This window comes from Actinoplanes sichuanensis (assembly GCF_033097365.1).
GTDB lineage: Bacteria > Actinomycetota > Actinomycetes > Mycobacteriales > Micromonosporaceae > Actinoplanes > Actinoplanes sichuanensis.
This window is the reverse complement of the sequence record NZ_AP028461.1, coordinates 8,559,297-8,577,087: the sequence shown is the minus strand read 5'-3', so window position 1 is coordinate 8,577,087 and position 17,791 is coordinate 8,559,297. Positions and strand designations below refer to the sequence as shown.

Genomic DNA, 17,791 nt, shown 5'->3' with positions numbered 1-17,791 from the left:
TGACATGGTGGTTGCGGAGTGTGAATCTAAGAGCACGCAGCGTCATTGGTGATCGGGGGGTCCCACGGACGCGCGCGGTACCAAACCGGGGGGATGAACGGGGCGGCGGGCTCAGGCCTGTCGCCCCGTTCGCTATTCCGGGGCGGGCCGGGGTGACCTCGCGCCGCGGCCGGAACGGTGAGCTTCGCGCGTTCGTCGCGGGGGACCGGCACGGGGCGGCATGGGTGCGGTCGGGCGCCTTTGGGTTCGTACCAAATCGGGGTTTTCGGGGTGAAGCTCGTCTTAGAGTGAACCGCTTGCTTCGGATAGCCAGGGGGACTCGGGATGACGGGCACGCTTGCCGACGGTGATTTCAAGGTCGCGGACCTGTCGCTGGCCGCTTTCGGTCGTAAGGAGATCGAGCTCGCCGAGCACGAGATGCCCGGCCTGATGGCGCTCCGCGCAGAGTTCGGGCCGTCGCAGCCGCTGCGCGGGGCCCGGATCACCGGATCGCTGCACATGACGATCCAGACCGCGGTGCTGATCGAGACGCTGACCGCACTCGGCGCGCAGGTGCGCTGGGCCTCCTGCAACATCTTCTCGACGCAGGATCACGCCGCCGCCGCGATCGTGGTCGGGCGCGACGGCACGCCGGCGAAGCCGAACGGGGTGCCGGTCTACGCCTGGAAGGGCGAGACGCTCGACGAATACTGGTGGTGCACGGAGAAGGTGCTGCTCTGGCCGGACGGCGAGGCGCCCAACATGATCCTCGACGACGGCGGTGACGCGACGCTGCTCGTGCACAAGGGCGCCGAGTTCGAGCGGGCCGGTGCGGCGCCGTCGCCGGAGACCGCCGACTCCGAGGAGTACGCGGTGATCCTGAAGCTGCTCGGGCGCAGCCTCCAGGAGGACGACAAGCGCTGGACCCGGATCGCCGCCGGGATCAAGGGCGTCACCGAGGAGACCACCACCGGCGTGCACCGGCTCTACGAGATGCAGCAGGCCGGGACGCTGCTGTTCCCGGCGATCAACGTGAACGACTCGGTGACGAAATCGAAGTTCGACAACAAGTACGGCTGCCGGCACTCCCTGATCGACGGCATCAACCGGGCCACCGACGTGCTGATCGGCGGCAAGGTGGCGGTCGTCTTCGGGTACGGCGACGTGGGCAAGGGCTGTGCCGAGTCGCTGCGCGGCCAGGGCGCCCGGGTCATCGTCACCGAGGTCGACCCGATCTGCGCGCTGCAGGCCGCGATGGACGGCTACCAGGTGGCGACGATCGACGACGTGATCTCCACCGCGGACATCTTCGTGACCGCGACCGGCTGCTTCGACGTGATCACCCACGAGCACATGGCCCGGATGAAGCACCAGGCCATCGTCGGGAACATCGGGCATTTCGACAACGAGATCGACATGGCCGGACTGACCCGGCGTGCCGACGTCTCCCGGGTGACGATCAAGCCGCAGGTCGACGAGTGGCGGTTCGACGACGGCCACTCGATCATCGTGCTCTCCGAGGGGCGCCTTTTGAACCTCGGCAACGCCACCGGGCACCCGTCGTTCGTGATGAGCAACAGCTTCTCGAACCAGACGATCGCCCAGATCGAGCTGTTCACGAAGACCTCGGAGTACCCCGTCGGGGTGTATGTGCTGCCGAAGAAACTCGACGAGAAGGTGGCCCGGCTGCACCTCGACGCGCTCGGCGTGCGACTGACCGAACTGACCAAGGAGCAGGCCGCATACCTCGGGATCGCGGTCGAGGGGCCCTACAAGCCGGAGCACTACCGCTACTGAAAGTGCTGTGCAAGTTGCATCGGGGGGCCGATGCGTCGATATGGTGGGCCTCGTGGCGAGGCCGACTTCGACAGCACGCCGGGAGCTGGGCGGTGAACTGCGCCGGCTTCGCGGTGAGCGCCGTGGTGTCGACGTGGCGACGGCCCTCGGATGGTCCGAGTCGAAACTGAGCCGGATCGAGACCGCGCACACCGGGATCAGCGAGCCCGACCTGGACCGTCTACTCACCCTCTACGGGGTCGCGGTGGAGGATCGGGGGCGGCTGCGTGACCTGGCCCGGCGTGGCCGTGCCCGGGCCTGGTGGACGCCGTACCGGTCGTCGGTGCCGGATCCGTACGACGAGTACCTGGCCCTGGAGTCCGAGGCGGTCCGGATCTTCGAGTGGGAGGCCCAGGTGGTTCCGGGCCTGCTGCAGACCGACGAGTACGCCCGGGCGGTGATCGAGACCGGCGCCGACATCGACGACTCGGCGATCATCCAGCGCCGCCTGGCCTTGCGGATGGGTCGGCAGAACACGATGAACCGGGTCCCGCCGCCCACCCTGCGGATGGTGGTGGACGAGGGAGTCCTGCTGCGCCAGATCGGCGGTCCGGCGGTCCAGCGGCGCCAGTTGACCCGCCTCTACGAGGCGAGCAGCCGGCCCGGGATCGAGCTGCTGATCCTCCCTTTTGAGGCGGGCGCGCACGCCGGGCTGATCGAGTCGTTCATGGTCCTGGAGTTCGCGCCCGGCACCCGATCTCCGGTCGTGCACATCGAAGGGCTGACCGGCGGCCTCTTCCGGGTGAAGCCCGAGGAGATCGACGTCTATCGGGATGCCTTCGATGACCTGCAGGAACGCGCATTGTCGCCAGAAGAGAGCCGAACGGCCATCGCTGAGACGAGGGATCGGATCGGCCGTTGACTCCTCGCCGTGGGGTCCAATGGAGAAGCATTCCACGGTAAAGGGAGACCATCATGCAGGACACCACACTGACCTGGCGCAAGAGTAGCCGCAGTGGCGCTGCCGGGCATTGCGTCGAAGTCGCCGAAGCGCCGGCCACCATGCTGGTGCGCGATTCCAAGGACGTCACCGGCCCGGTGCTGAGCTTCGGCGCCCGGGACTGGACCGGCTTCATCGCCGGTGTTCGCGCGGGGGAGTTCGACCGGCCCGGCATGTGACAGCCGCTCGCGTGCCACGGGCGGTCCCGGACCGGGGCCGCCCGTTTTTCTGTCCTCAGGGGTAGGCTCCCGGGCAAGATCGGCCCCCAGGTAGCGCGAAGACCGCAAGGACAGTGCAATATTGGACCGCATGAGAGCCCGGGTACTGGTCGTCGATGACGACCCAGCGTTGGCCGAGATGCTCGGCATCGTTCTGCGCAGCGAAGGCTTCCTTCCGTCTTTCGTAGCCGACGGTGAACGGGCCCTGGCCGCCTTCCGGGAGAACCGACCCGACATCGTCCTGCTCGACCTGATGCTGCCGGGGATGAGCGGGATCGACGTGGCCCGCGCCATCCGCGCCGAGTCGGGCATCCCGATCGTCATGCTCACCGCCAAGAGCGACACCGTCGACGTGGTGCTCGGCCTGGAGTCCGGCGCCGACGACTACGTGGTGAAGCCGTTCAAGCCCAAGGACTGGTGGCCCGGATGCGGGCCCGGCTGCGTCGGGGCGAGGACGCCGCGCCGGAGATGCTGACCATAGGGCCTCCGGGGAACCAGATCACCATCGACGTGCCGGCGCACACCGTGTCCCGGGACGGCGAGGAGGTGAAACTGACGCCGCTGGAGTTCGACCTGCTGGTCGCGCTGGCCCGTAAGCCGCGTCAGGTGTTCACCCGCGAGGTGCTCCTGGAGCAGGTCTGGGGTTACCGGCACGCCGCCGACACCCGCCTGGTCAACGTGCACGTGCAGCGGCTGCGCGCGAAGATCGAGCCGGACCCGGAGCGACCGGAGATCATCCTGACGGTCCGCGGTGTCGGCTACAAGGCGGGCACCGGCTGATCCCCGGGAACGGCTAACCTTGCCGCGAGATGCGTGCTCCTGCCTGGCTCCCCATGCCCGTGCGCCGTGCCCTGCGACTGGTGCGGCGCTACTGGCGCGTGCTGGTCCGATATTCGACGCGATACACCGCGCCGGTCCGGCGGGCCTGGCGCCGCTCGCTGCAGCTGCGGGTGGTGGCGATCACCCTGGTCGCCTCCAGCCTGCTGGTCGGCACGTTCGGCGGCTACATCGCCGACCGCAGCTCCGACATCCTGCTGGGCCGGGCCAGGGATGAGGCGCGGTCGGCGCTGGCCACGAAGGTCAAGTTCGCGACCGACCAGCTGACGCTCTATCCGCAGGCTCGTGACCCGTCACTGCCGAGCGCGCTCACCGACCTGGTCAACGATCTCTTCGACGGTGACTCGGCGGACCGCGGCACCTCGGTGATCTCGATCCGTGCCGAGCACTGGCCGGATCTCAAGGCCGTCGCGCTCCCCCCGGTGGACACCAGCGAGCTGATCACCCCAGAGATGATCAAAGCGGTCTCCGGCGAGGGCGGCGGGGTCAGCGAGCAGATCCGGACCGCGGAGATCCGCGGCGAGACGATCAAATATCTGGTGTACGGGTCACCCGTCACCACCAGGTTCGGCCAGGTCGAGCTCTACTACATGGTCCCGATCGCCAGCGAGGACCAGGACGCCAACCTGATGCGGACCACGGTGCTCGCCACCGGCCTGGCCCTGGTCATCCTGCTCGGCGTGGTGGCGGCCCTGGTCACCCGGTTGGTCGTCACCCCGGTCCGGGTCGCCGCCCGGACCGCTCAGCGGCTTTCGGCAGGCCTGCTCGACCAGCGGATGAAGGTCGACGGTGAGGACGATCTGGCCCTGCTGGCGGCGGCGTTCAACCAGATGGCGGCGAACCTGCAGCGGCAGATCGTCCGGCTGGAGGAGATGTCCCGGTTGCAGCGCCGGTTCACCTCGGACGTGTCGCACGAGTTGCGTACTCCGCTGACCACCGTCCGGATGGCCGCCGACCTGATCTTCTCCGAGCGCGACGAGTTCGACCCGGCCGTGGCGCGCAGCGCCGAGCTGCTCCAGGCCGAGCTGGACCGGTTCGAGGAGCTGCTCACCGACCTACTGGAGATCAGCCGGTTCGACGCCGGTTTCGCCGCCCTGGACGCCGAGCACACCGACCTGGTCCCGATCGTCGAGCGGGTGGCCGAGCGGCTCGCCGGGCTGGCCGAGCGGGCCGGTGTCGAGATCCAGCTGAACCTGCCGGACACCCCGGTGATCGCCGAGGTCGACCCGCGGCGGGTGGAGCGGGTGCTGCGCAATCTGGTGGGCAACGCCGTCGAGCACGCCGAGGCGAAACCGGTGCAGGTCACCCTGGCCACCGACGACGCGGCGGTGGCGATCACCGTCCGCGACCACGGGATCGGCCTGAAACCGGGTGAGGAGCGCCTGGTCTTCAACAGGTTCTGGCGGGCCGACCCGTCCCGGGCCCGGCAGACCGGCGGCACCGGCCTGGGCCTGTCGATCAGCGTCGAGGACGCCCGTCTGCACGGCGGCTGGCTGGAGGCGTGGGGTTCGCCCGGGGAGGGTGCCCAGTTCCGGCTCACCGTGCCGGTGCGGGCCGGTGACCGGCTGGTGGCCGCGCCGCTGCCGCTGATCCCCAGAGACCGCAACGTGGAGGTGAGCTGATGGTCCGTCGAGTCCTGACCTGCGTGGTCGTCGCCGCGGTGGCGCTCACCGGCTGCGGCATCCCCGACAACTCGGACGTCACGGTCGTCGGGCCCGGCGTGTCCACCGGCACCACCTCCCGGGAGGGCGGCACACGCAGCCGGATCACCCGTGACCAGACCAGCGACCGCCAGACGTTCGCCCTCAACTACCTGCGGGCGGCCGCGGGGGAGTACGACGGGGCGCTCGACCGGGTCAAGCAGTTCATGTCGACGAGCGCGCGGGACAACTTCAACCCGCCCGCCGCGCCCCGGGTGATCCGTCTGATCGACGAGCCGCTCCTCGACTCGGCCACCGACCGGGTCGAGCTCTCCTACCAACTGCTCGGCACGCTCGGTAAGAACGGCCTGCTGGAGCCCTCGCCGGAGAAGGTCGAGGGTAAGTACGAACTGGTGCTCGGCGAGGTCGCGGGTGAGGGGCTCTACGTGCTCCAGGCGCCGCCGTTCCTGCTGCTCAGCGACACCGCGCTGAGCGAGTACTACAAGGAACGCACGATCTACTTCTGGAACACCGACCGGACCGGTCTGGTCCCCGACGTCAGGTATCTGCTGCAGGACGTGCCGATCGAGCAGGAACCGACGATCATTCTGAACTGGCTGATCGGCGGGCCCGCCCCGTGGCTTCAGGACGCGGTCGAGCCGCTGCCGGACGGCACCAAACTGGAGAACAAGGTGCCGGCGATCGACAACGACCGGCTCCAGATCAGATTGAGCGCCCAGGCCGTGCCGACCGAGGGGGCGGTCGAGGCGATGGAACGGCTGCGCATGCAGTTGCAGTGGTCGCTGCGGAATCTGCTGCCCGACTATCTGGACCTGACCGTCGGCCACCAGCAGCCGCGTAGTTACTCCGGCGAGGACTTCCTCACCAGCAACCCGTCGTACCGGCTGGTGCAGGAGCCGGAGCGGTATGTGATCTACGACCGCACCATCAGGCGCCTGGTCAACTCGAGTCGGCCCACCTCGGACACGGTTCCCGGCCTGGCGCCGGACGACAACAAGGACATCTCCCGGGCCGCCCTCACCACCTCCGGGACGCACGTGTTCACCGCCCTGGTCACCGGCTCGGGAAAGAACGAGCGGCTGCGGGTCGGCAGTGCCGGCACCGGCGGCCAGGTCGCTCTGAAGGAGATCCCCGGCCTGCCCGCGGGCCTGGGCAACCCGGTCTGGGCGATCACCCCGGATGACGACGCGGCGGCCGCGGTCGGACTGATCATCGCGGGCGGCCGGCTCTGGCGCTTCCGGGCCGACGGTGGCCCGGCGCAGGAGGTCAGCACCTCCGGCACGGCCGGGATCACTGCGATCACGGTCGCGCCGGACGGGCACCGGGTGGCGATGGTGGTCGGCGGCCGGCTGTATCGGGCGGTTCTCAACGTCAGTGGCGACGGCTTGGCCTTCACCGGGCTCCAGCAGGTCTTCACGCCGCTCACGTCGCTCACCGCGGTGGACTTCAGCGGCGAGGGCTGGCTGGCCGTGGCCGGGACCCGCCGGGACAAGAACCGGACCTCGATCGTCTACACGTCCATCGACGGCGCGTTGAAGTCCCAGGTGCTCCCGGACATCGGCAACGAGACGGTCACCTACCTGTCCGCCTATCCGGCGAACCCGCGGCACAGTCTCAACAGCCTCGGCGCGGTGCTCTACTCGACCGGGAAGAACGCCTGGGAAGCGCTGTCGTCGGGAGTCCAGATCACGGCGAAGGACATGGCCGGCCCGAGCGGCGAGCCACGGCCCGAGGTGGTTCCCGAGGCGCCCTTCTTCCTGAACTGAACCTTCTCTTTCGAACCGGGACTCACCTTGGTCTTCGCGGATCTCGCGGATCTCGTGCTGCCCGCCGCCTGCGCGGGGTGCGGGGCGGAGCGGGTACGCCTCACCTACGGCACCTGTGTGGCCTGTGTGACGGCGCTGGAGTCGCTACGACCGCGGTCGGCGGTACCGAGTCCGCCACCGGCCGGTTTTCCGGACTGTGTGGCGGTCGGGCCGTATTCCGGGCCGTTGCGGGGCGCTCTGCTGGCGTACAAGGAGAAGGGCCGGCACCGGCTCGCCCGGCCACTCGGCACGCTTCTGGCCGGCGCGGTGGCGACTTTCGCGCCGCGGGACCGCCCGGTGACCCTGGTTCCGGTCCCGTCGACCGCGGCCGCCCGGCGCGAGCGGTACGGCGACCACATGGCCCGGCTCGCCGAGCACGCGGCCCGGCGGTTGCGGGCCGCGGGCTACCGGGTGAACGTCGTGCAGCCGCTTCGTGCACTGCCTCGTCCTGACTCAACGTCACTGGAAGCATCCGAACGGGCGACTGTAGCTGTCAATTCGCTGCGAATGATGCCCCGAATCAGCAATCCCCTACGCGATGAGAGATCGCGAGGCACGCTTGTGGTGGCGGATGACATCGTCACCACCGGCGCCACGTTGGCGGCGGTGGCACGCCGGCTAGAGGAGGCGGACATGCAGGTCACAGGTGCCGCGGTGCTCGCAGCGACGGAACTGCGCAAGGTTCGCCCCGGTATTTGACTGTGACCGTGCCCGGGTTTGCCGATAGAGGCGAAGGTCAGCCTTCCGGTATCCCAAACGAGGGGTGACTGTCGGGCATAGGCGGGTTAGCGTCTAGGTGACGAGGGTAAGCGCGCAGACTTATCCGCCACCGGGAGCGCCGCAGCCGCACCGGAAAGGAGTCGTCTCACTCTCATAGGCCGCGTCGGGTTGTCGATCACGACGCGGCGTTTTCACCCGGTAGCCGGCTGCGCCGCGAATCGGCGCCCAGCACACAAACGTTGGGGGAGGTCACGAGTGGACATTGTCGTCAAGGGCCGCAACGTAGAGGTTCCCGACCACTATCGAGAGCATGTCGCCGACAAGCTGAGCAAGGTCGAACGTTACGACCAGAAGCTGATGAGGGCGGACGTGGAGCTCTTCCACGAACGCAATCCGCGACAGTCCGACACCTGCCAGCGGGTCGAGATCACCGTCATGACCAAGGGGCCGGTGGTACGCGCCGAGGCCCAGGCACAGGATTTCTACGCAGCCCTGGACTGCGCCATCAACAAACTCGATGCCCGGCTGCGCCGCTCCGCCGACCGGCGCCGGGTGCATCGCGGACGGCACGCGCCGGTCTCCGTCGCCGCGGCCACCGCAAATCTCCCCACCGACCTGACGCACGGTCGGACCGCGACGCTGACCGAGCCGGTCCTCGACACCGAGCCGACCGAGCACGACGAGGACCAGCCGTGGCGCATCGTGCGGGAGAAGGAGCACTCGGCCGAGCCGATGACCGTCGACGACGCTCTCTTTCAGATGGAGCTCGTCGGCCACGACTTCTATCTGTTCCATGACAAGGACAGCGGGCGGCCCAGTGTGGTCTATCGCCGCCGCGGCTACGACTACGGCATCCTCAGCCTAGGCATGTGAGGTGCCACCGCCGGAGGCCTGTGCGAGCAGGTCTCCGGCGAGAAGCACGTACTGGACGTCGTCGGTGCGCGTGCCGTCCGGACCGGGCAGGCGCGAGCGCAGGTATGCCTCCCGCGTGAAGCCGGCTTTCTCCAGCACCCGTTGGGAGCCGGTGTTCGTCGGTAGCGTCCCGGCGATCAGACGGGCGATGCCCGTCTCGGCGAAGGCCCAGAGGGCGATCAGTTGCGCTGCGCGCGAGGCGAAACCCCTGCCGCGGTACGCCGGGAGCGTGCTGTAGCCGATCATGGCCTGACCGGTGGGCGGCTCCTGGTAGTACAGACCGATCTCGCCGGCCCGCTCACCCGTCGCGCTGTCCAGGATGACCAGGTCGGCCCGGGTACCGGCCAGCCAGTGCGCCTCCGCGCGGACGCACCGACGCCGGACCTCCTCGGCCGGTCGCGGCTCGGGCGGCACACTGGTCGCGATCACGTCCGGCAGGTTGTGCAGCTCGGTGTAGAAATCGGCGTCCCGCTCGCCGAGCGGCCGCAGGGTGATCACTCCGTCGGACAGCTCACCGCCGGGCAGGTCGGGCAGCAGGCGCGGCGTGGGTCCCTCCGGGTCGCCCGCCAGACGGGAGAAGACGATCAGCTCGGGATCGCCGCGGCGGACCGACTCGCGGGTGTAACCGGCCGCCAGGGCGACCCGCTGGGCCACCGGATTGTCCCAGCCGATCCGCATCTCCAGCCGATCGCGGCGGGTCAGCAGCGCCCGGCTGAACTCGCGGACCGCCGTCGTCGCCACACCACGTCGCCGGGCCTCCGGCACCACCTCGAAGGTCAGGATCCCGTGATCGAGTGCGATGCGGCCGAGGACCTCGCCGGTCTGCTCGTCGACGATGGCCTCACCCCGGAAGCGGACTCCGCTGCCGGCGCCCGCGTCCTCGGGCCGTACTTCGGTGTTCTGATCCACATGGCCATCCTCTCCGGGACGCGCCCGGCCGCCAAACACGTTTCCGACGGGTCGGCGACTGCGCTGTCAGCGAACTTCATGGAATCTTTCGCCCTGTTTGCGAGTTTCACTGGAGGCCAGGGTCACAGGTGCCGGGTGAAGGTGCCTACGATGGTTCGGCAGACTGTCTAGGGGAGCGTTGACCCGTGTCGATTTTGGAAAAGATTCTTCGCGCCGGCGAAGGCCGCATGGTGCGACGGCTCAAGGCGATCGCGGACGCGGTCAACTCGATCGAGGACGACTACGTCGATCTCACCGATGACGAGTTGCGTGACTGCACCCAGCAGTTCAAGGAGCGCTATGAGGAGGGCGAGAGTCTCGACTCGCTGCTCCCCGAGGCCTTCGCGGTGGCCCGGGAGGGCGCGAAGCGGGTCCTCGGCCAGCGGGCCTATGACGTCCAGCTGATGGGTGGCGCCGCCCTGCACTTCGGGAACATCCCGGAGATGAAGACCGGTGAGGGCAAGACCCTGACCGGTGTGTTCCCGGCCTACCTCAACGCGTTGAGCGGCAAGGGCGTGCACATCATCACGGTCAACGACTACCTCGCCCAGCGTGACGCCGAGTGGGTCGGTCGGGTGCACGTGTTCCTCGGCCTCACCGTCGGCGTCATCCTGCCGAACCGTCCGGCCGCCGAGCACCGGGCCGCGTACCACTGCGACATCACGTACGGGACGAACAACGAGTTCGGCTTCGACTACCTGCGCGACAACATGGCGTGGTCGAGGGACGAGCGGGTGCAGCGCGGGCACAACTTCGCGATCGTCGACGAGGTCGACTCGATCCTGATCGACGAAGCGCGTACGCCGCTGATCATCTCCGGTCCGGCCGAGCACTCCCAGCGGTGGTATGGCGAGTTCGCCCAGATCGTCGCCCGCCTGCAGGCCGGCAAGGACGGCGAGGGCGACTACGAGGTCGACATCGCCAAGCGGACCATCGCGGTCACCGAGCGCGGCGTCGCCAAGGTCGAGGACCGGATCGGCATCGACAACCTGTACGAGTCGGTGAACACGCCACTGGTCGGCTACCTGAACAACGCCATCAAGGCCAAGGAGCTCTACAAGCGCGACAAGGACTACATCGTCAGCCCGGAGGGCGAGGTCCTGATCGTCGACGAGTTCACCGGCCGCATCCTGCACGGCCGCCGCTACAACGAGGGCATGCACCAGGCCATCGAGGCGAAGGAGGGGGTGGAGGTCAAGCAGGAGAACCAGACCCTGGCGACCGTCACCCTGCAGAACTACTTCCGCCTCTACGAGAAGCTCGGCGGCATGACCGGTACGGCGCAGACCGAGGCCGGCGAGTTCAACAGCGTCTACAAGGTCGGCGTCGTGACCATCCCGACGCACCGCCCGATGGTCCGGATCGACCACCCGGACGTCATCTACAAGACCGAGAAGGCCAAGTTCAACGCGGTCATCGAGGACATCGCCGAGCGGCACGCGACCGGCCAGCCGGTCCTCGTCGGCACCGTCTCCGTGGAGAACTCGGAGATCCTCTCCACCCTGCTGCGTCGCCGCGGCATCCCGCACAGCGTGCTGAACGCGAAGTTCCACGCGCAGGAGGCCACGATCATCGCGCAGGCCGGCCGTAAGGGCGCGGTCACCGTGGCCACCAACATGGCCGGTCGTGGCACCGACATCCTGCTCGGCGGTAACCCGGACTTCACCGCCGCCGCCGAGCTGCGTCAGCGCGGTCTGGACCCGGTGGAGAGCCCGGAGGAGTACGCGAAGGCGCTGGAGGACATCCTCCCGAGCGTGAAGCAGGCCACCGAGCAGGAAGCCGCCGAGGTGCAGGCCGCCGGCGGTCTCTACGTGCTCGGCACCGAGCGCCACGACTCCCGCCGCATCGACAACCAGCTCCGCGGTCGGTCCGGCCGGCAGGGCGACCCGGGCGAGTCCCGGTTCTACCTGTCGCTGCAGGACGACCTGATGAAGCGGTTCCGGGCCGGCGCCGTCGAGGCGGTCATGGAGCGCTTCAACATCCCCGAGGACGTTCCCATCGAGTCGAAGATGGTGAGCAAGCAGATCCGCAACGCGCAGACCCAGATCGAGGCGCAGAACGCGGAGATCCGCAAGAACGTCCTCAAGTACGACGAGGTGATGAACAAGCAGCGGCAGGTCGTCTACGCCGAGCGCAAGCGCGTGCTCGACGGTGAGGACATGCACGAGCAGGTCACCCACATGGTCGACGACGTGGTCGCCGACTACGTGAACGCCGCGACCGCGGACGGCTTCGCCGACGACTGGGACCTGGACGACCTCTGGACCAACCTGAAGCGGCTCTACCCGATCACCCTCACCATCGAGGACATCGTCGAGGAGTCCGGCGGCGAGCGGAACACGCTCGACCAGGACTTCCTGCTGGAGCAGCTGAAGCAGGACGCGCAGGCGGCGTACCAGGCCCGCGAGGACGAGCTCGGCGCCGAGGCGCTGCGTGAGCTGGAGCGTCAGGTCCTGCTCGCGGTGATCGACCGCAAGTGGCGTGAGCACCTCTACGAGATGGACTACCTGCAGGAGGGCATCTCCCTGCGGGCCTACGCGCAGCGCGACCCGGTCGTGGAGTACCAGCGCGAGGGCTTCGACATGTTCAACCAGATGATGGAGGGCATCAAGGAGGAGGCCGTCGGTCTCGTCTTCAACCTGGAGGTCCAGGTCGAGGAGGCGCCGCCGCCGGTCACCCTGGACCCGAGCCAGGCCTTCGAGCTGCCCAAGGTCGGCGAGGTGCCGGACGACGAGCCCGAGCGGGTCGAGGTGCACGCCAAGGGCCTCAACACGCCGAGCCGCCCGCAGAACCTCCAGTACACGGCGCCGACCATCGATGGTGAAGCCGGTCCCGGTCGCCCGCCGGTCCAGCCGGAGCCGCCGGTCTCGATCGGCCCGGGCGGCTCGCCCGTCCCGGCCGGTCCGGCTCACACCGCGGCCGGCTCGGCGACCAACCGGTCGTCCGGTCAGTCGGAGTCGAACGGCCCGTCGCGGAACGCGCCCTGCTACTGCGGCTCGGGCAAGAAGTACAAGCGCTGCCACGGTGCGCCCGGGGCGGTCTGACCTCGTTAAGTGAGACGGCCCGTGTGGTCCTCTGCCTCGGCAGGGACCACACGGGCCGTTCGTCATGTGGGCGGGATCCGTCAGATGATCAGGAGGGCGGTCGCGGACCAGGACTGCTGGTGCAACTCCAGGCGGAACGCCATCGCCCAGGTCCGGTCGCCGGTGATCAGAGTGACCGCTGCCTCGATCGCGCCGGTCCGGGGCTCGCAGAGCACCACCTTGAGCACGCCCACCGGCGGGCGCCGGGCCGCCGGGGGACGAGCCCGGCGCAGATCGGCCGCCCGGCGTGCCCCGGCCAGGCCCTGGGCGACCACATCGGCCGCGTGTGACGGCAGCGCGAGCCGCCGCAGGTGGGCGGCGGGCCGGAATCCGTTGAGGACCTCGACGCAGAGCCGGACGAATCGGCGGACGGCGAGCTTCGCGTCCCCGGAGGCTCCGACGACGGCTGGTGGCTCGATCACCGCCGGTGGCGACGTCGGTGGGCCGTCGGCCGGCCACTCCAGAGTCAGTTGCCGCGACGACGTCCAGACCTGTGGCGTGGCCTCGTCGTCGAACGGGGGTTCATACCGGGGAACCGGGCGCAGGCGGATCGTCGCCCGAGACCCGGTGGGCGCCAACTCGGCCGTCGAGCGCATCACCACCGCCAATTCTTGCGTTTGCCTCCGTTTGCCTTCGATAGCGTCGAGTCTTGCTCAGTCGCGGTGGTTGCGGCAAGCGCCACTCATCGATCGGTAAGAGGAACAAAAGCCGCCGTGCAGGTCAATCCGCCTCGCGCTCGGAGAGTGGGTTGTCGCGGACCCACGCGGCGGTCTCGGCATACTTGCCCGCGATGTATTCCTCCAGCTTGGCGCGCTCGACCCGCCACTGACCACGGCCGCCGATCTTGATCGCGGGCAGCTCGCCGCCCCGGACCATGTGATAGACCTGCGAATCCGAGACGTTGAGCTCGGCCGCCACGTCGGACAGCAGCAGGAAACGTGGCTCGGTCACGGTGTTCTCCCATCGACAGCCTGAGTTTGCCACCGTTTGCCACCGGCCGCTCGTCCGGTGCACCCCGCCGCATCGCCTTCGGGCCGCTCCCGGGCGCCGGAGTGGTGGCCGGTTCGCCGCGGCGTCCTCGACCTGATCGTTGATCGCCGGGGTGTCGGCCGGCCCCGTGCCGCCTCGATCCGGAGACGCCTGGTGGAATGGGGCACTCGGCGAACCGTGTGGACGGTGTACTGTCCGGGACCGCAGAACGCGCCGCGTGCAGGAGGAAGACGTGCCGATCACCGATCTGGTCCGGGTTTACGTGCCGGCCACGCTGCCGATGCTCGCCGCATTGCGGGCCGACGGGCAGCTCGGCGACCAGGCGACGATCGCGCACGCGGTGACTCCCGGCCTCCGGGAGTGGTATGCGGAGGGCGACGAGGAGGAGCTGGAGTACGTCGCCTTCACCCGGGCCGCTCAGGGCGCCCTGCAACTGCTACGGCACGACTCGTCCGCACCTCGCCGGCGAGTGGTGGTGTCGGCCGACGTGCCGGCGTCCGGCCTGATCCGGGAGGACACCGAGCTCGGGTCGAGCACCGTGCGCCTGCCGCAGGCGGTGCGCCTGTCCGAGCTGGCCAGCATCCACGTCGACAGCACCGACGCCGAGGAGGCGATCGGGGAGGCCGCCGAGGTGGTCGAGGAGGCCCTGGCCGGCGACCCGGACGCCCAGTTCACCGTCGACGGTGCCGAGGATCACGAGTTGGAGTGGTACGCCGTCTCCGAGCTCGACGAGCTGCTCTGAGTCTCCTCTTCGGCCTCGTCGGCAGTGTCCTCGGCGGCGGTCCGCGGCGCGCTGGTCGCCGGGGAGGTCGCGTCGTCGGTCTCGGGCTCGTCGGCCGGTGACCCCAGGGTCCGGCCGACCGCGAAGATCGCGGTCAGAGCGCCGGCGAAGAGCACGATCAGCGCGTTGTTGAGCCGGGCGGTGCTGAGCAGCTCCTGGACCGTCTGCTCCAGCTCGCTGACCTTGCCGGCCAGCTCCAGCACCTTCGCCCCGGCGGTCCGTGACAGCAGCTCGCCGATCACCAGCAGCAGGCCCGGCCCGGCGCCGGCCAACGCGTACAGCGGCCAACGGACCCCGGTGCCGGCCCGGCGCAGCAGCAGGTAGGCGATGAGCCCGGCGGCCAGCCCGCTGAGGGCCGCCTGACTGTAGGAGAACCACTGTGCCGCGTTGGCCGACGACTCGGTGTCACCGGCGCCGAAAGCGCTGAGCACCGGCTCCTGGAAGAGGTTGAGCACGAATCCGATCAGGAAGACACCGACCGCGGCCGCCGCGGACGCCGAGATCACCCGGGGGATCCGCAGTCCGGCGAACGCGCCGCCGATGGTCGCCGCCGCCGCCACGGTGCCGCCGACCGCCGCGTAGATCGTGCCGAGCGTGTTGATCGTGATGATCGGGATCGCGCTGAGCACACCGACCAGGAGCCCGGATCCGGTGGCCACGGCGAACCGGGCGGTCGCCCCGAGCGCCCACCGTCCGCTGATCAGGGTGAGCACGAGCAGCGCCACCGCCGCGCCGGCGACCAGGTCGGCGGAGACCGCACCGGGCAACGCGTACGCCGTGGAGGTCACCTCCATCGCGGCATCCGCCCGGCTGGTGATGCTGGCCCGGGCCGACCAGAGCATCGCGGCGGTCCACCCCACGGCGGCGACCGCGAGCAGCGCCGCGGTGAGCCGGGACTCCTCGACGGTCTCGGGGGCGGTCTGGCGGTCTGTCATGGGGCTCAGGGTAACCGGCGTACCTGCGAAGGCCCGACCGGCCGTCCGGTGAGGTGCGACGATGGACGGTCGCGGGCGGAAGGGCGTCCCGGCGACGGCCCCGGCAGGAGCCGGAACGGCCCGTAGAGGGGCTCGGAGCGGCCCGACGACGACCGGGGAGGGCCGACGCAATTCGCACATGAGGAGACGATGGGCGGTAAGCGCTGATTGTCTGGTTTTGCATGGCGAATCGCGGGGTTTCGCGTAGTTCCTGCCCGCAACGGTTCGTGTGACCGTTTATCTGCGCCATATTACCTGGTCAACGCGGTTTTCATGGCCGAAACGCCCGATCCGCACGCTCGTTGTCGGACTGTCTGTGCGGGACAGTCGTTTGTGGAGGCGCAAACTGGACGGATCGGGCTAAATCCTGGACGGGGGCGCGACAAAGTGGCAGCTTATTAGGCATGCCCGACTTCCAAATCAATCCGACGGCGGCTGCCCTTCTCGGCCTCCTCCATGAGGGGGCGATGACCGGTGGTCAGCTGATGGCGGCTGCCGAACGCCGCCTCGGGCCCTATTGGTCGATGACGCGGAGCCAGGTCTACCGCGAACTACCCGTACTGGCCGAAATGGGGTACGTCCGCCTCGGAAAGCCGGGCCCTCGATCAAGTCAGCCCTACGCCATCACCGCGTCCGGCAAGCGTGCCTTCACTCGGTGGCTCGCCGAGTCGCCGGGCCGGGACGCGCTGCGCAACCCGGTCGCGCTGCGGGTCGCCTTCGGCCAGCAGCACAGCGGCGACCAGTTGCAGACGCTCTACAGCAATGCCAACCAGTACCACTCGGAGGCCATGACGATGGCGAAAGAACAGGCCAAGGAGGCCAAGAAGAACGGCGACCCGTTCGGCGCGGCGGCGCTGGAGTTCGCGGTCGCCTATCACAAGGCCGCTCTCACCTGGCTCAAAGCCGCTCCGACGAGTTGAACGGACCGCCCCGGCCAGCAATCTGGCCGGGCGGCGTAGTCTTGAGTGTCGTGACCGCTGCCGACTTTCCCGAGCAACTGAAGGCCCTCGACGCGACCCTGCGCAACATCGAGAACGTCCTGGACGTCGACAAGCTGCGCCGGGACAAGGCGGACCTCGAGGAGCAGGCCTCCGCCCCGGACCTCTGGGACGACCAGGCGCGTGCGCAGGAGGTCAACAGCCGTCTCGCGTACGTCTCCGGTGAGATCTCCAAGCTGGAGCGCCTGCGCTCCCGCCTCGACGACGCCGGGGTCCTCCTCGAGCTCGCCGAGGCCGAGGGTGACGCCGGCTCGATCGACGAGGTCGGTGAGGAGCTCACCACGTTGACCAAGGCGGTCGACGAGATGGAGGTCCGCACCCTTCTCTCCGGGGAGTACGACTCCCGGGAGGCCCTCGTCGCCATCCGGGCCGGAGCGGGCGGCGTGGACGCCGCCGACTTCGCCGAGATGCTGATGCGGATGTACCTGCGCTGGGCCGAGCGGCACGGCTACCCGACCGAGGTCTACGACACCTCCTACGCGGAGGAGGCCGGCCTCAAGTCGGCGACGTTCACCGTCAAGGTGCCGTACGCCTACGGCACCCTCGGCGTCGAGTCGGGCACCCACCGACTGGTCCGGATCAGCCCGTTCGACAACCAGGGCCGCCGCCAGACCAGCTTCGCCAGTGTCGAGGTGATGCCGGTGGTCGAGCAGACCGACAGCATCGACATTCCGGAGAACGAGATCCGGACCGACGTCTACCGCTCCTCCGGGCCGGGTGGGCAGAGCGTCAACACCACCGACTCGGCGGTCCGGCTGACCCACATCCCGACCGGCATCGTGGCGTCGTGTCAGAACGAGAAGTCGCAGCTGCAGAACAAGGCGGCCGCCCTGCGGGTGCTCCAGGCCCGGCTTCTGGAGCGGAAGCGCCAGGAGGAGGCGGCGAAGATGGCCGATCTTCGACAGGACACCACCGGATCGTGGGGCGACCAGATGCGTTCGTACGTCCTCCACCCGTACCAGATGGTGAAGGATCTGCGCACTGAGTTCGAGACCGGTAACCCTTCGTCGGTGTTCGACGGCGATGTGGACGGGTTCATCGAGGCCGGCATCCGTTGGCGCAAGCAGAACCAGCTCGCGGGCTGATTCGACGGTGACGGAGCGCAACCC

15 protein-coding genes and 1 pseudogene are annotated in these 17,791 nt (G+C 69.0%); 12 read left to right on the top strand and 4 right to left on the bottom strand.

The annotated features are described in order from the left end of the window. Nucleotides 1-324 precede the first annotated feature (324 nt). From ahcY to hpf, 8 genes and pseudogenes are all read left to right on the top strand, one after another. Nucleotides 325-1,776: an adenosylhomocysteinase gene (gene ahcY / locus Q0Z83_RS39340; RefSeq protein ID WP_317788435.1), complete on the top strand. Its 1,452-nt coding sequence runs from the start codon at nt 325-327 to the stop codon at nt 1,774-1,776. A gap of 52 nt (nt 1,777-1,828) precedes the next feature. After that, nucleotides 1,829-2,677, top strand: coding sequence for a helix-turn-helix domain-containing protein (locus Q0Z83_RS39335; RefSeq protein WP_317788434.1), 849 nt, complete (start codon nt 1,829-1,831; stop codon nt 2,675-2,677). A gap of 53 nt (nt 2,678-2,730) precedes the next feature. Beyond that, entirely contained in the window at nt 2,731-2,934 is a 204-nt protein-coding gene (locus tag Q0Z83_RS39330; protein WP_317788432.1) for a DUF397 domain-containing protein, read from the top strand. Nucleotides 2,935-3,064: 130 nt separating this feature from the next. Continuing rightward, a pseudogene (mtrA, locus tag Q0Z83_RS39325) lies at nt 3,065-3,753 on the top strand (MtrAB system response regulator MtrA). Nucleotides 3,754-3,806: 53 nt separating this feature from the next. Continuing rightward, entirely contained in the window at nt 3,807-5,432 is a 1,626-nt protein-coding gene (gene mtrB / locus Q0Z83_RS39320; RefSeq protein WP_317788430.1) for an MtrAB system histidine kinase MtrB, read from the top strand. Next, a complete protein-coding gene (locus tag Q0Z83_RS39315; RefSeq protein WP_317788428.1) occupies nt 5,432-7,237 on the top strand; it encodes an LpqB family beta-propeller domain-containing protein in 1,806 nt (601 codons plus the stop codon). The genes mtrB and Q0Z83_RS39315 overlap by 1 nt, the downstream gene beginning before the upstream one ends. Nucleotides 7,238-7,264: 27 nt before the next feature. Beyond that, a complete protein-coding gene (locus Q0Z83_RS39310; RefSeq protein WP_317788426.1) occupies nt 7,265-7,975 on the top strand; it encodes a ComF family protein in 711 nt (236 codons plus the stop codon). 276 nt (nt 7,976-8,251) lie between these two features. Further along, on the top strand, nt 8,252-8,869 hold the full coding sequence (gene hpf, locus Q0Z83_RS39305; protein ID WP_093618553.1) for a ribosome hibernation-promoting factor, HPF/YfiA family: 618 nt from the start codon (nt 8,252-8,254) through the stop codon (nt 8,867-8,869). Here the strand turns inward: hpf and Q0Z83_RS39300 are convergent. Continuing rightward, nucleotides 8,858-9,817: a GNAT family N-acetyltransferase gene (locus tag Q0Z83_RS39300; RefSeq protein ID WP_317788425.1), complete on the bottom strand. Its 960-nt coding sequence runs from the start codon at nt 9,815-9,817 to the stop codon at nt 8,858-8,860. The genes hpf and Q0Z83_RS39300 overlap by 12 nt on opposite strands. Before the next feature lie 185 nt (nt 9,818-10,002). On the opposite strand from Q0Z83_RS39300, the gene secA reads away from it, so the two are divergent. Next, the gene (gene secA, locus Q0Z83_RS39295; RefSeq protein ID WP_317788424.1) at nt 10,003-12,900 is read left to right on the top strand and encodes a preprotein translocase subunit SecA; all 2,898 of its coding nucleotides are present in this window, start codon (nt 10,003-10,005) and stop codon (nt 12,898-12,900) included. A gap of 80 nt (nt 12,901-12,980) precedes the next feature. On the opposite strand, the gene Q0Z83_RS39290 is transcribed toward secA, so the two are convergent. Beyond that, nucleotides 12,981-13,535, bottom strand: coding sequence for an Rv3235 family protein (locus Q0Z83_RS39290; RefSeq protein WP_317797241.1), 555 nt, complete (start codon nt 13,533-13,535; stop codon nt 12,981-12,983). Between the two features lie 124 nt (nt 13,536-13,659). Next, on the bottom strand, nt 13,660-13,890 hold the full coding sequence (locus Q0Z83_RS39285; protein WP_317788423.1) for a helix-turn-helix transcriptional regulator: 231 nt from the start codon (nt 13,888-13,890) through the stop codon (nt 13,660-13,662). A 277-nt stretch (nt 13,891-14,167) separates the two neighbouring features. On the opposite strand from Q0Z83_RS39285, the gene Q0Z83_RS39280 reads away from it, so the two are divergent. Then, a complete protein-coding gene (locus Q0Z83_RS39280) occupies nt 14,168-14,671 on the top strand; it encodes a DUF6912 family protein (RefSeq protein WP_317797240.1) in 504 nt (167 codons plus the stop codon). Here Q0Z83_RS39280 and Q0Z83_RS39275 read toward each other — a convergent pair. Beyond that, nucleotides 14,623-15,645: a hypothetical protein gene (locus tag Q0Z83_RS39275; RefSeq protein ID WP_317788422.1), complete on the bottom strand. Its 1,023-nt coding sequence runs from the start codon at nt 15,643-15,645 to the stop codon at nt 14,623-14,625. The genes Q0Z83_RS39280 and Q0Z83_RS39275 overlap by 49 nt on opposite strands. Before the next feature lie 443 nt (nt 15,646-16,088). Between Q0Z83_RS39275 and Q0Z83_RS39270 the strand changes: the two genes are divergently transcribed. Further along, on the top strand, nt 16,089-16,604 hold the full coding sequence (locus Q0Z83_RS39270; RefSeq protein ID WP_317788421.1) for a PadR family transcriptional regulator: 516 nt from the start codon (nt 16,089-16,091) through the stop codon (nt 16,602-16,604). A 50-nt stretch (nt 16,605-16,654) separates the two neighbouring features. Then, nucleotides 16,655-17,767 (top strand): peptide chain release factor 2, encoded by a 1,113-nt coding sequence (prfB, locus tag Q0Z83_RS39265; protein WP_317788420.1) that lies wholly within the window; start codon nt 16,655-16,657, stop codon nt 17,765-17,767. The last annotated feature ends 24 nt before the right edge of the window (nt 17,768-17,791 follow it).

Excerpts from the sequence above, each read along its gene's own strand:
- ahcY (WP_317788435.1), top strand. The coding sequence starts at position 325 with ATGACGGGCACGCTTGCCGACGGTGATTTCAAGGTCGCGGACCTGTCG.
- Q0Z83_RS39330 (WP_317788432.1), top strand. The coding sequence starts at position 2,731 with ATGCAGGACACCACACTGACCTGGCGCAAGAGTAGCCGCAGTGGCGCT.
- mtrB (WP_317788430.1), top strand. The coding sequence starts at position 3,807 with ATGCCCGTGCGCCGTGCCCTGCGACTGGTGCGGCGCTACTGGCGCGTG.
- Q0Z83_RS39315 (WP_317788428.1), top strand. The coding sequence starts at position 5,432 with ATGGTCCGTCGAGTCCTGACCTGCGTGGTCGTCGCCGCGGTGGCGCTC.
- Q0Z83_RS39290 (WP_317797241.1), bottom strand. The coding sequence starts at position 13,535 with ATGCGCTCGACGGCCGAGTTGGCGCCCACCGGGTCTCGGGCGACGATC.
- Q0Z83_RS39275 (WP_317788422.1), bottom strand. The coding sequence starts at position 15,645 with ATGACAGACCGCCAGACCGCCCCCGAGACCGTCGAGGAGTCCCGGCTC.
- Q0Z83_RS39270 (WP_317788421.1), top strand. The coding sequence starts at position 16,089 with ATGCCCGACTTCCAAATCAATCCGACGGCGGCTGCCCTTCTCGGCCTC.